The organism is Ruegeria sp. BI12 (assembly GCF_056537985.1).
The window spans coordinates 1-12,905 of the sequence record NZ_JBQFSL010000003.1 but is presented as its reverse complement, the minus strand read 5'-3'; the positions used below and the strand labels follow the sequence as shown (position 1 = coordinate 12,905).

Here is a 12,905-nt window from a genome sequence, read left to right as displayed (position 1 = left end):
AGCATGCGCGCCGCTTCAAAACTCTCCCGCCAATGGCCGCCGAGCACACTAAGACGCGCCTGGGTAACCCTGCTGGCACTCAGCTTGGCCTCAACGTTGCTGACCATGCTACCGGCGCCCCCGGCTTTTGTTGGCAGCGGCATTTTGATTCTCGCGCTCATCAAAGTCCGGGTAATCCTTGCGCGTTACCTGGACCTTGCCGGTAGCCCCACGTGGCTGCGCGGGTTCACTTTTGTCATGATCACCTTCGGGTGCCTTATTCTGGCACTGTTCCTGATCTGAAGCCGTCCGCCATAGTTCCTATTGGATGCTTCGCCATTCCGAACATGTCAGTTGAATGATCCACTTTTCATCGAATGGATCGGACCCCCAGGCTCGGGCTGCGGGCGCTGTTTTCACGACAGGGTTGCTGCCGGACTTGTCGACGTATTGAAACTTGTGGTTGAGCGCGATTTCACCCTTTGGGCAGTACGTTGCCCGCAGAACCGATTGAGCCAGATTAATAGCTGGGATCTTGTTTTGAGAAGCAGAAAACGGCAAGTAGAATTGCGTTGAGTATTGTTCTTTTAATCGGGCATGAAACTTCTTTGTGAACAGCCGCGTACTTCCCTGAGTGCAGAGGTTTTCGGAAACCATAACGGTCACAGGCAAGGGGTCCCCGGTACCCGCTCGGGTGTATTGCGCCTTTGCACCACGTTTTGCCGAAATCTCGATTTTTGAAACCCCGGCCGTGTGCTGGATAACGATGTATCGACCTTTCTTGGGATCAAGGCCGTAGAAATCAGCGTCACCACTGGCATGTTTCTTGTAGTTGAATACGGGCAAGCGCTTCATGCTGGTGCAGGCACTGGCTGCAGCGTGGCTCATGAGAACAAGAACCACAGCAGATAAAACGATCCTCATTTGCAACTCACTTTCTTGATTTTCTTTAATTCTTTGGGAAGATCGCATTTGCTGCGGGCATAAGGGATTTTCCCGGATCTCAGATTGAAGGGATCACCTTTTTGATAGGCCGTGACGAGATAGCCAGCCCGTCCCGTGTAATCGCAGCTCCAGGACCCGCCTCGCTGCAATGTTTGGGGGTTGAACGTGTTCGAACCGTAGCGATAGCAAATCTCGTCCAGCACGCTTTTCCATTCACCCGACACAGCGCTACGATTGCCCGGGTACCAAAGAAAAGCGCGCCCATTGGGGTCCAGATATTCGATTTGATAGCCGTGGCCTGTGTCAAAGCTGGCATAGGTGTAACCTGCGCTAGGAAAAGGCGTCTGAACGTCCTTTTGCGCACGCAATTCATCGAACATCTTGTCACGTGGGGTTTCTCGACTGCACCCAATTACGGCGAGGGCAATACAACCTAAGAGAATAAACTGCTTCATGTTGTCCGGATAGAACCAGAATTGGGCAGAAGTTTGTTGCATCAAAAAAGCCGCCTCGATGAGGCGGCGATTTTGATACGAATGGGCGCGCTGACTATTGCGCCGCCATAGGCATCCGCGCGATCTGGCAGCGTTGCCAAAGGGCCGACAGGGCGCTGACCAGATGGTCGATGTCCTCATCTGTATGCACGGGCGAAGGCGTGATCCGCAAACGCTCGGTCCCTTTTGGCACGGTGGGATAGTTGATCGGCTGGATGTAGATACCAAACTCTTCCAGCAGCGTGTCCGAGATGAATTTGCATTTTACCGGATCGCTCACCATCACGGGGATGATGTGGCTTGGGTTGGGCAGGTGTGGAATTCCTTCGGCATCCAGCCGTGCACGGACCTGATCCACGCGCGCCTTTTGCAGGTCACGCTCAGCGTTCGACTGTTTCAGATGCCGGATCGAGGCCGCCGCACCTGCCGCAATCGCAGGGGGAAGGGCGGTGGTAAAGATGAACCCGCTGGCAAAACTGCGCACGAAATCGCACAGTGCGGTCGAAGCGGCGATATAGCCGCCGACTACGCCGAATGCTTTGCCCAACGTGCCTTCGATGACGGTCAGCCGGTCCATTAACCCTTCGCGCTCGGCGATACCACCGCCGCGCTGGCCGTAAAGGCCTACGGCGTGGACCTCATCCAGATAGGTCATCGCGCCGTATTTGTCGGCCAGATCACAGATTTCTTTGATCGGAGCGATGTCGCCATCCATGGAATAGACTGATTCAAACGCAATCATCTTGGGAGCATCGGGGGGCGCTGCAGCCAGTTTTGCCTCAAGATCTTCCAGATTGTTGTGCTTCCAGATCACCTTCTGTGCCCGCGAATGGCGGATGCCTTCGATCATCGAGGCATGGTTTAACGCGTCTGAAAAGACGATCAGACCCGGGATCTTAGCCGCCAAAGTTCCCAACGCGGCCCAGTTCGAAACGTAACCCGAAGTGAACAAAAGCGCGGCCTCTTTCCCATGCAGGTCGGCCAATTCGTTTTCCAGCAATACGTGGTCATGCGTCGTGCCCGAGATGTTGCGCGTGCCCCCCGCGCCTGCGCCGCAGCGATCCAGTGCGTCGTGCATGGCGCCAATGACATTCGGATGCTGGCCCATGCCCAGATAGTCATTGGAACACCAGATCCGCACGTCTCTTCGCACGGTCCCGTCAGTTTGGCACGCGTTGGGGAACGCCCCACAGTGTCGTTGCAGATCTATGAAAACGCGATAGTTTCCTTCATCCCGCAGATCATCAAGGCTCTGGGTGAAAAATCGCTCGTAGTCCATCTGACACACTCCCGGGAATACTGGCTTTGACCCCAGGTTAGGCAGACTGGCCGAGCGTTGACATGACAATTGTCAAGTTGCAGCAAAGGAAAAAGCTGGTGCAGAGGATTCAGGTTTGGCATAGCCATATGGCAAAGAATGTACCGGCCGAGAGATCGGCCAGGGAAAAAGGGGACCCTTCTTGGCCCATGAAACACAAAAGGCAATCGCCAGACAGTCGCTATTGCTGAAAAGCCTGCCAGAGCACCATATCGACAAACTGCTCAGTCATGCGATCTGGCGGCGTTACGACCGGGGCGAGACGATCTTTCTGCAGGAAGAAGAGGCTAAGGCCGTACACGTGGTTTTGGCGGGTTGGGTCAAGCTGTTTCGTATGGCGCCAACCGGGGCCGAGGCCGTCGTCAGCGTCTTTACCCGTGGCGAAAGCTTTGGTGAGGCAGTCGCGCTGCGCAATGTGCCTTACCCTGTCTCAGCCGAGGCAGTTTCGGCCTGTGAAGTGATGCATATTCCCAGTCCGGTTCTTTTGTCCTTGATGCGCGAAGACCCGGAGATTGGTGTGTCGATCCTGGCCTCGACCTTTACCCATCTTCATTCACTGGTTGCGCAGCTAGAGCAACTCAAGGCTCAGACCGGCGCACAGAGGGTGGCCGAGTTTCTGCTGAACCTGTCCGACAAAGTGTCCGGCGGCTGCGAAGTCGAGCTGCCTTACGACAAGATGCTGATTGCCGGGCGCTTGGGCATGAAACCCGAAAGTCTGAGCAGGGCGTTTTCGCGGCTCAAGCCGGTGGGTGTGAAAATCAATCGCAATCACGCCGAAATCGCGGATATCCAAAGCTTGCGTGACTACGCCGAAAGCGACTCGTCCGAAAAGTAGCGCACATTCTGCTCCGCCTGGGTTATTTGCGCAGACATTTCGAGCTATTTGCTAGCGTTTTTTTGCATATTTGTGTATAGTGCTGCCAGTTCTGCCGCTTATTTCGGCGGGGGGTGCAGCATGACACACGACCGCAACGGTGGCCCTGACAGGCCGCCCTTGGTTGCGCTCAGCGTCGCCAAGGTCGCTCTTTCGGTTCGGGCCAAGCTGCTGGTGGCATTTCTGGGAATAACCGGTCTGCTGGTTTGCTTGGTGTTGTTTGGCCTTTATGCCTTGCATCAAGCCAATCTCCGGTCCGAGGCAATGATGCGCGATCAGGAGCGTATTGCGTTTTTCAATGACACCCACACAACGATCTCGAACCTGAACACACATCTTCTGTCTTTGTTCGTTCCACAGAACCTGAAAGGCCCTTCTCGTCAGAACGGAATTCTGGGGGCTTCAACGCGCTCAATACTTCACGTCTCGGCGGCACTAGAACGCAATCTTGCCCTTGGTTTTCGTAGTTTTGGGCAGCCGGGCATGCCAGATGCGCAGGCGATCACTAACCTTCGATCTGACCTTCAGGAGATTTTACCGGCAATCACTGAACTGCGACGCCTGAACCGCGAAGGCGACCTGTTAGCCGCAGCACAACACGGTATCGACCAAATGTTCGCGCCGCTGCAAGCCATGCAGCGCGAGGCGTATACCGTAGCACAGGATATCGAACAGGAAGTGCGCGAACTGGCGCGGACGACAGAAAAGGCATACTTGACCTCGCGCCTGAGCATCACGGCTGCGGCGATTGCGGCGATTGGGATTGCTCTTTTGTTGGGGTATTCGATTTCCTCGTCTCTGTTATGGCCTATCGAACGCATCCATGCTGTGCTCAGCAAGCTGTCCCGGGGTGGGTTCGATAACCGAATTACGGTTCCTAATCGGGATGAACTTGGTGAGCTGGCAAACCACGTGAACCAAACGAGCGAAAAGTTGGGCGCGCTTTATGGCCAAGTTGAAGTGCAAAAAGCCCAATTGGCCGATTTGAATGCAGCGTTAGAAACTCGGGTCGCCAACCAGATAGAAGAGATCGAACGCACCAATCGTCTGAAACGTTTCCTGCCGCCGCAGGTGGCAGCGATGATCGTCGGTGCGACCGATGAGGCAGATGTCTTGAGAACCCGTAAGGCCGAGATCACTGTTCTTTTTGCCGATCTGCGCGGGTTCACGGCCTTCGCCGCCGTTGCCAATGCGGATCAGGTCGTCGCGGCACTCAACTCATTTCACGGCACTTGCGGACCGCTTGTCGAAGCTTGCGGTGGAACATTGGAGAGGTTTCTTGGCGACGGTTTGATGGTTTTGTTCGGCGCGCCGGTGCCGCTGGATGATGCTGCGCAAAGAGCCGTTGATCTGGCCCAGAAAATGCAAGTGGATGTCCGAAAAGCGATGGCCCCGTACAGGGCTGGTATTGCACAGCATGGTCTTGGCCTCGGCATCGGGATCGCAACGGGCGCAGCAACTTTGGGCCGCATCGGCTTTGAGAGCCGTCTGGACTATTCGGCCATCGGGCCCGCTCCGAATCTAGCGGCACGCTTGTGCGAAATCGCCGAGGATGGTCAAGTTCTTGTGTCAAACGCGACTGCCCGACAGGTGCATATCGACATGACGCCTGCGGGACCGTTCGACCTGAAAGGCATCGGAAGCCATGTGTCAGCCTTTGAACTGGCGCGTCTGGCAGAAGGCCGGGCGGTGCCCCAGGTCTGTGACCCATAAGGGCGCATCGCGGAACAGATGCGCGCCCACATGTCGCCTAGTGAAACTGCGTCGCGCCTGCCTCCAATGAAACCGTCGTGCCTTTTTCCCCACGTACCGCTGCTGGAACGTCGGCGAGTGCGCAGATGATCGCACGACCACCCGAAGACCGCACATAGTCCTGCGCAGCCTGCACCTTGGGCCCCATAGATCCGGCGGGAAAGTCATACTCATCCAAAGCGTCCGGCGTGATTGACCGAATACCCTTCTGATCGGGTGTTCCCCAGTTCAGGAATACAGCTTCAGCATCCGTGGCGATGACAAAGAAATCTGCACCAAGGTTTTGCGCCAACAGGCATGAGGCGAAATCCTTATCGATGACGGCTTCGACCCCAACGAGTTTCCGTTCGGCACCTGCCTCGTACATCGTCGGAATGCCGCCCCCACCAGCAGCGATCACAGTAGCACCCTTTTCCAAGATCCAGCGGATCGGATCGACCTGAAAGATACGTTTTGGGCGGGGCGAGGGCACCACGCGCCGCCAGTACTCGCCATCCGGTTTCACCGTCCAGCCCTTGTCAGCCGCCTCTTTCTTGGCGTCCGCTTCGGAATAAACCTGCCCGATGAACTTTGTCGGGTTCTCGAAGGCCGGGTCGCTCGGGTCGACCTCGATCATGGTCAACAGGGTGGCGATGTGATGCTCGAAAGGCAGGATGTTCCCAAGCTCCTGCTCGATCATGTAACCGATCATTCCCATCGTTTCGCCGACGAGGACGTCCAGCGGGTATTCCTCGACATCGGTGTACATGATTTCTTGCAAGGCCAGCATCCCGACCTGCGGACCATTGCCATGAGTGATGACGGTTTCATGCGCTTCGCAGAGCGGGGCGAGGGCTTCGGCGGCAATCTTCGCGTTCTTGCGTTGATTGTCCGCCGTCATTGCCTCACCCCGTTTGAGAAGCGCGTTGCCGCCGAGTGCTACAACAACGCGACCCATGGATCAGGCCCCCAACGTGGCGACGAGGATCGCTTTGATTGTGTGCATCCGGTTTTCGGCTTGCTCGAAGGCAATATTCATATCGCTTTCGAACACTTCGTCGGTGACTTCCATTTCGGTGATGCCAAACTGTTCGTGAATGTCCTGACCGACTTTTGTTTCCAGGTTGTGGAAGGCAGGCAAACAATGCATGAACTTGACGCCCGGATTGCCGGTTTTCTTCATCAGGTCCATGTTGACCTGATAAGGGCTCAGCAACTTGATCCGCTCAGCCCAGACCTCTTTTGGCTCACCCATCGACACCCAGACGTCAGTATGAATGAAATCCGCGCCTTCCACAGCAGACGTATCATCCGTGATGGTCACACGAGCACCCGTCTTTTGGGCCCGCTCCATTGCCAGCTCCCGCACATCATCGTGGGGCTGGGTTTCCTTTGGCGAAACCATCCGCACGTCGCAGCCCATGATCGCGCCCAGCATCAGCAGTGAGTTGCCCATATTCGACCGGCAATCGCCCGAATAGGCATAGACGATGTCCTTGCGGGGTTTGTCGGCGTGCTCGATCATGGTTTGCATATCGGCAAGCATCTGTGTCGGATGCCAGTCGTCAGTCAGGCCGTTATAGACCGGGACGCCGGCATAATCTGACAGGGTTTCCACCATGTCCTGACCTGCACCACGAAATTCGATGCCGTCGAACATGCGGCCCAGAACGCGAGCCGTGTCTTTCATTGATTCCTTGTGGCCGATCTGCGAGCCCGATGGATCGAGATAGGTAATGTTTGCACCCTGATCGTATGCTGCAACTTCAAATGCGCAGCGGGTGCGTGTCGAAGTTTTTTCGAAAATCAGGCAGATGTTCTTGCCGGTCAGCGACGGCTGTTCTGCGCGGGCGTATTTCGCGCGTTTCAGGTCGCGGGCCAGATCCAGCAGGTACAGCATTTCACGCTGGCTGAAATCGGCGATTTTCAGATAGCTACGGCCTTTGAGATTGAATGCCATTTTGTCTCTCCCTAACAAAAATCAGTTGGCGCAGGGGGCTGCACCCATGGTAAATTCAATAGGCGGGGTCGCGGTCGATCGGGCAGGTCATGCAGTGGCCACCGCCGCGCCCACGCCCTAGTTCCTGACCCGAGATTTCGATGACTTCGACACCAGCTGCCCGCATCTTGCCGTTCGTAAACGTGTTGCGCGCATAGCCGACGACCACACCGGGCGAGAGGGCCACGACGTTATTGCCGTCATCCCATTGTTCGCGTTCGGCCTGGAACTCGTTGCCGCCAGTCGATATGACCTCCAGCGAGTTCAGCCCCAGCGCTTCTTTGTAAACGTCGAACAAGTGCCCTTTTTCCACGTGGATATCCAAGTCCCCGCGGTCACCCGGACGGATCGATATACAGGTGATCTGGTCCGCAACTTCCGAGAATGCAGTGACTTTGTCATGGTCAAGGCAAGTGAAGACAGTATCCAGATGCATGGCCGCGCGGCTTTTTGGCATGGCACAGGCGACGACACGTTCAGCACCGCCCTTCCTGAACAGCGCTTCGGCAACCTGAGCGACGGCCTGCCGGGTTGTGCGCTCGCCCATCCCTACGAAGACAGTGCCGTTGCCCACCGGTTGAACGTCGCCACCCTCGACCGAGGCGAGGCCGAAATCGTCGTCGCTATCGCCCCACCAGAACTCGAACTCGGCGTCCTTGAACATCTTATGGTGGCGATACACCGTACGCATGATCAGGGTTTCCGGCTTGCGAGCGGGCCAGAACATCGGGTTCGTCGTCACGCCATCGAAAATCCAGCAGGAGGGGTCCCGCTGGAACTGCGCGTTGGGGATGGCGGGAAGGATGAAGTCGCCCAGAGAAACCAGATCACCGAACTGTTCGTCGATCATACCTTTGGGCAGGTCTGCGAAGATGATGCCGCCGAGCATATGGCGAGCAAGCAGCTTGGCGTCCATCTCGTCCAACCAGGCACGCATTTCCACGGAAAAGCCTAGGCCGACCATGTTGGGCGTGATCAGTCGGTCCAGCAGGAAGGCGCGCGCTGCCGGATCTTCTGCGATGGCTTGGGCGAGCAGATCCTGAATGTCGTAAACCTCGACCCCGCGTTCCCGCATCAGGGAACAGAATTCTGCGTGGTCCTTGCGGGCCTGCTCGACCCAGATCACGTCATCGAACAAAAGCTCTTCGCAGTTTCGCGGTGTCAGGCGATCATGCGCCAGCGATGGGCGCGAGACGATCACCTTGTTAAGCTTTCCGATCTCGGAATGAACGCCGAGCTTCATGGCAACTCTCCTTTCGAAATGTCCGTTTTCTGAATGTCTTCAACGTCATTGGCCTGGCTCCAGCGGACCCAGACATGGATTGGCACGCCCGCCAGCAACAGAACCGAGCCAACCAAAACGGTTTCAGCGCCCGAGCCGATGAAAGCCCAGACCGAGTAGACAAAGCCAAGCGCGCCCAGAACGACGACCTTTGCCAATTCCGGGCCATGCAACACCTGCCCGCCTTTTAATCGGATCATGATCTCGGCGACGGAACAGATGGCATAGGGCAGCAAACTGGCAACAACGGCGAGCAGAATGACAAAGTTGAATGCCGCGACCAGACCCTGAGCGTAGTTCATGATGATCAGTACCGAGGCCAGCGCATTCGACAGGATCAACGCATTTGCCGGGGTTCCAAACTTGGATTTCTGCGCTAGGGCGGCAGGAAAAACGCGGTCCAAAGCGGCGCCGTAAGGGACCTGACCGCTGAGCAAGGTGAAGCCATTCAAAGTTCCAAAGGTTGAAATCACTGCGCCCACGGCGACAAGGATACCACCGACTGGACCAAATATAACGTCGCCGACAGCTGCAAGTGGTGCAGCGGACACAGCCAGTATTTCAGAGGGAATGACGCCCATCGAAACAGCAGTGACTGAGATATAGACGCCAGCCGCGATAATTACGCCGATCACTGTGGCGCGCGGGATGGTTTTTTCAGGCTCGATCACGTCGCCAGAAGGAACGGTTGCGGATTCGAGCCCAAGATATGCCCAAAGCGTCAGCGCGGCCGCTGCAGAGATCGCCGTAAATGCCGACGCGCCGCTTTGATTGACCGGGACGTAATTCGCGGTGTCGATCCAGAGCAGACCCAGCGTACCAATCAGGATCAGCGGCGCGAGCTTGAGTACGGTTGTCACGATCTGAACCAAACCGGCTCCCTCGACACCGCGAATGTTGATCAATGTCAGGACCCAGATCGCAACCAAAGCTGTGGCCAGACCATACATGGGGATTTCGACAATAACCGGGAACAGGAAGCCTAAATATCCCACCAGTGCGACGGCAACAGCTGCGTTACCGGTCCACAGGGCAATCCAGTATCCCCAAGCGATGATGAAGCCCGCAAAGTCACCAAACGCCTCTTGTGAATAGGCATAGGGACCGCCGGGTTTTGAGACGACACGCGACAATCTTCCGAAAATGATGGCCAGAACCAGCGCCCCGGCGGATGTCACGATCCACCCTGCAATTGCAATCGGTCCGAACGGTGCCAGCGAGGCTGGCAACAGAAACACCCCGGACCCGACCATGTTCCCTACGACCAGAGCGATACAGGCCGTCAGACCCAGAGAACGTGATGTTTCGGTCGCAGAGTGTTCAGCCATTGCGATGACTCAACTCGATGTCGTGTCAGTGGTTTCGGCTGCGGGCGCGTCGATCCCCGGGTCTACAATGGCGCCGACCGTCAGTGCTGCACAGATAATGATGGCAAGGATGACCAGTAGCGGGAAGACAAAGCGTAACCACCTGTCATAAGACACGCGTCCGATAGCCAACCCGCCCATGACCACCGCGAATGTCGGGTTGAACAGGTTCACCCATCCATTTGCCGATTGGTATGCGGTGACCACCAGGTCGCGCCCGACGCCGGCAAAATCTGCCAACGGCGCCATGATCGGCATCGACAGTGTCGCCAACCCGGATGAGGACGGCACAAGGAATGACATCAAAATCTGAATGCCGAACATAGCATTGATAAATGCAAATTCGCTCAAACCTGACACAAATCCTTCGGCACTTGCGAGGATCGTGTCAGTGATTTTGCCGGCGTCCATGATGACAACCACGCCGCGTGCAACACCGATGATAAGCGCAACCCCCAACAGGTCGCGTGCACCATCGACGAAAGTTTCGACAAAGGTCGCTTCATCCATCCGTGACCCTTCGTCTGCCTTCCCTACCCACCAGACGAGAATGGACATCACCAGGAACAGGCCCGACATTTCGGCCATCCACCATCCCAGCGCGACTACGCCATATATCATGATGGCAAAGGTAACTCCGAACAGGATCAGGATGATGGATCGGGTTCGGGTTAGTTCGGGGAATGCATCATCGTCTGTGGACCCCTTAAGGAAATGCGCCCGGTTCTCTTCGGCCTGATCCGCAACCACCGACACCGATGGGTCTGCCTTTACCCGTCTTGCGTAGCGCATGACAAAGGCGATGCCGGCAGCCAGACACAAGGCCAGAATGATAAACCGCAAAACGATACCATTTGTGAATGGAATCCCAGCACCTTGTGATGCCACAACCGTGGCAAACGCATTGAATGTGGAGCCCAGCGTACCAATGCCCGCGCCCAGCATGATAACCGCAACCCCGGTCAACGAGTCATAACCGGCCCTGATAAAGACCGGGATGATCAACGCATAGAAGGCCAGCGATTCCTCGGCCATGCCATAGCTGGTGCCACCAAACGCAAAGGCCGTCATCAGGATGGGGATCATTAGTATTTCGCGACCAGCAAGCCTGTGCAGCAACCATCCGATCCCGGCATCAATCGCGCCGGTCTTGGTGACCACCATCAGGAATCCACCTATGATCAGAACAAAAAACGCCACATCAATTGCGGCGCTCGAGGAGCTTCCCAAAAGCCCCGGATCATACATCCCGGCGATTGGCGCAAGAATAACAGAAGTTAAACCCTGTGGGTTCGGTTCGACCTGGTGGTAGGTGCCCGGAACGGGGGCCTCACTACCAAGTGCTTCGTTCATCTGGCGCTCGTATTCGCCTGCGGGGATAACCCAAGTCAGAACCGCGACAACGGCGATCAAGATGAACAGGATAGTAAAGGCTGTGGGGAATTTGAATTTCGACATCGGATACTCGCGCTTTAGGGGGTAGAGCGGTAAGTCAATCAAACATTTGAATTTTATGGTTTCAAATTAGTACTAAGATGGCGAGTTGTCACCAGTCTTGTTAAACATGATGCGATTGGGCGAAGTCCCGCGTTTGGACGGGGCTTGCATCGCCGTGCTGTACCGGGCGGAAATGGGGCGGCCAACCCGATATTTGATATCTGGAAAGTGATTGATCTAAGAAAAGAAGGGTGAGCCGATCGTTTGCCGCGATGTGGTTCGCATTGGCCTACCTAAAGGATAGTTGTCCCGCAAAGCGTCGGTTGCGGATGTCGTCCGGGGATGCCTTGTAGCGCGTGCGAAATGCGCGACCCAAGGCGACGGCCGTAGAAAACCCGGTGGCCGCTGATATTTCGCGTTGCGACAGGTCCGTTGTCCGAAGCAACGTGTGAGCCCGTTCCAGACGCAACTCTCTGTAGGTCGTCAAAAGTTTCGTGCCGGTTCTGTTCAGGAACCGACGCTGCAGTTGCCGCGTCGAGGTGTTCAGCGCTTGCGCCAGATCGGAGATCCGCAACGGATCCTCGAGATTATCAAGCATCGTTTCGACGGCTCTGCGTACTTGCCGATCAGCCTCGGACCGTTGGATCAGCAGGGTTGCAAGTTGGCTTTTGGCGGTTCTTTTGGGTTCAGACAGGCCAATATAGCCGCGCAGGGTGTCAGCAAGGTGTTCTCCATGATCGAGCGCTACGAAATTGGACAACAACCGCAGTGCGCCCAGCCGGGTCGAGGCGCTATGTAACCGGCAATCAGTGGCCATGTGGATACCCGAAGCATTTTCGATCAGCCCGAGTTCCTGTGCGGCGGCCAGAAAATTGGGATGCACAGCAGCCACTGTTTTCTCAGTGCGCCCGATCTGATCAAGTAGCAAAACAGCACTACCGACAAGTATCGTGCGCGAGGACAGGTTCAAAACTTGCGAAACCCAGGATTTTTCAGCGTTACCCAACTTCCAGTTTTCATGGATATTCCCCCAGAACAAGGCCGTCCGCCCGGACCAATATAGCGGCCCTCCGACAGCATCTTCAGCCGTCCTGCGGATGGTGATGAAGTAAGAATGGTGTTCGACAAGCCTGTTCAGGGCGTCGAAGAAATCCATCACAATCTGCGCTGACGCTTCGGTGTCCGTACCAGAAAGGACAAGATCGATATGGTGATGTCTGTCAGGGATTTCCCGGGCAGAACAGGCCTGGCGTGATCGGCCGTTTTTGAGGACATAGTGTTTCATTGTTCCTCCGCCTGGTGGTTTTGGGCCTTGCTCGCTGTGTCTTCGTCAATTTCTTAGGGCCGACCCCCGAGGATTCGGGGATCGGCCTTTGTTTTCAGCCCACTTACTCGGCGGCTTCTTCGTATGCGTCCATTGGTGGGCATGTGCATATTAGGTTTCTGTCGCCGTAAGCGTTGTCGACGCGGTTTACTGGT

At 56.1% G+C, this 12,905-nt stretch carries 12 protein-coding genes; 3 read left to right on the top strand and 9 right to left on the bottom strand.

Annotated elements, in window-relative coordinates:
- The first annotated feature begins 3 nt into the window (after positions 1 to 3).
- Positions 4 to 282 carry a cytochrome C oxidase subunit IV family protein gene (locus ACR0AK_RS18985; RefSeq protein WP_480794546.1) on the top strand — a complete coding sequence of 93 codons (279 nt, stop codon included), beginning with the start codon at positions 4 to 6 and terminating at the stop codon, positions 280 to 282.
- A gap of 18 nt (positions 283 to 300) precedes the next feature.
- Here the strand turns inward: ACR0AK_RS18985 and ACR0AK_RS18980 are convergent, their stop codons facing one another.
- The 3 genes from ACR0AK_RS18980 to hemA all read right to left on the bottom strand — a co-directional run bounded on the left by ACR0AK_RS18980 (position 301) and on the right by hemA (position 2,697).
- On the bottom strand, positions 301 to 903 hold the full coding sequence (locus ACR0AK_RS18980) for a hypothetical protein (protein ID WP_480794545.1): 603 nt from the start codon (positions 901 to 903) through the stop codon (positions 301 to 303).
- Positions 900 to 1,379 carry a hypothetical protein gene (locus tag ACR0AK_RS18975; RefSeq protein WP_480794544.1) on the bottom strand — a complete coding sequence of 160 codons (480 nt, stop codon included), beginning with the start codon at positions 1,377 to 1,379 and terminating at the stop codon, positions 900 to 902. The genes ACR0AK_RS18980 and ACR0AK_RS18975 overlap by 4 nt, the downstream gene beginning before the upstream one ends.
- A gap of 94 nt (positions 1,380 to 1,473) precedes the next feature.
- Entirely contained in the window at positions 1,474 to 2,697 is a 1,224-nt protein-coding gene (gene hemA / locus ACR0AK_RS18970) for a 5-aminolevulinate synthase (protein WP_480794543.1), read from the bottom strand.
- 181 nt (positions 2,698 to 2,878) lie between these two features.
- Between hemA and ACR0AK_RS18965 the strand changes: the two genes are divergently transcribed.
- Together ACR0AK_RS18965 and ACR0AK_RS18960 are read left to right on the top strand one after the other, a co-directional pair.
- Positions 2,879 to 3,571: a Crp/Fnr family transcriptional regulator gene (locus ACR0AK_RS18965; RefSeq protein ID WP_170562332.1), complete on the top strand. Its 693-nt coding sequence runs from the start codon at positions 2,879 to 2,881 to the stop codon at positions 3,569 to 3,571.
- A gap of 120 nt (positions 3,572 to 3,691) precedes the next feature.
- Positions 3,692 to 5,323 (top strand): adenylate/guanylate cyclase domain-containing protein, encoded by a 1,632-nt coding sequence (locus ACR0AK_RS18960; protein ID WP_480794542.1) that lies wholly within the window; start codon positions 3,692 to 3,694, stop codon positions 5,321 to 5,323.
- A 37-nt stretch (positions 5,324 to 5,360) separates the two neighbouring features.
- Here ACR0AK_RS18960 and arcC read toward each other — a convergent pair whose 3' ends face one another.
- The 6 genes from arcC to ACR0AK_RS18930 all read right to left on the bottom strand — a co-directional run bounded on the left by arcC (position 5,361) and on the right by ACR0AK_RS18930 (position 12,711).
- The gene (gene arcC / locus ACR0AK_RS18955) at positions 5,361 to 6,299 is read right to left on the bottom strand and encodes a carbamate kinase (RefSeq protein WP_480794541.1); all 939 of its coding nucleotides are present in this window, start codon (positions 6,297 to 6,299) and stop codon (positions 5,361 to 5,363) included.
- Positions 6,300 to 6,302: 3 nt separating this feature from the next.
- A complete protein-coding gene (gene argF, locus ACR0AK_RS18950; RefSeq protein WP_480794540.1) occupies positions 6,303 to 7,301 on the bottom strand; it encodes an ornithine carbamoyltransferase in 999 nt (332 codons plus the stop codon).
- 55 nt (positions 7,302 to 7,356) lie between these two features.
- Positions 7,357 to 8,583: an arginine deiminase gene (locus ACR0AK_RS18945; protein ID WP_480794539.1), complete on the bottom strand. Its 1,227-nt coding sequence runs from the start codon at positions 8,581 to 8,583 to the stop codon at positions 7,357 to 7,359.
- Complete coding sequence (locus ACR0AK_RS18940) at positions 8,580 to 9,950, bottom strand: amino acid permease (protein WP_480794538.1); 1,371 nt, start codon at positions 9,948 to 9,950, stop codon at positions 8,580 to 8,582. Before ACR0AK_RS18940 ends, ACR0AK_RS18945 begins: the two co-directional genes overlap by 4 nt.
- Positions 9,951 to 9,959: 9 nt before the next feature.
- Positions 9,960 to 11,447, bottom strand: coding sequence for a YfcC family protein (locus ACR0AK_RS18935; RefSeq protein WP_480794537.1), 1,488 nt, complete (start codon positions 11,445 to 11,447; stop codon positions 9,960 to 9,962).
- A 268-nt stretch (positions 11,448 to 11,715) separates the two neighbouring features.
- Positions 11,716 to 12,711 (bottom strand): helix-turn-helix domain-containing protein, encoded by a 996-nt coding sequence (locus ACR0AK_RS18930; protein ID WP_480794536.1) that lies wholly within the window; start codon positions 12,709 to 12,711, stop codon positions 11,716 to 11,718.
- Positions 12,712 to 12,905 lie beyond the last annotated feature (194 nt).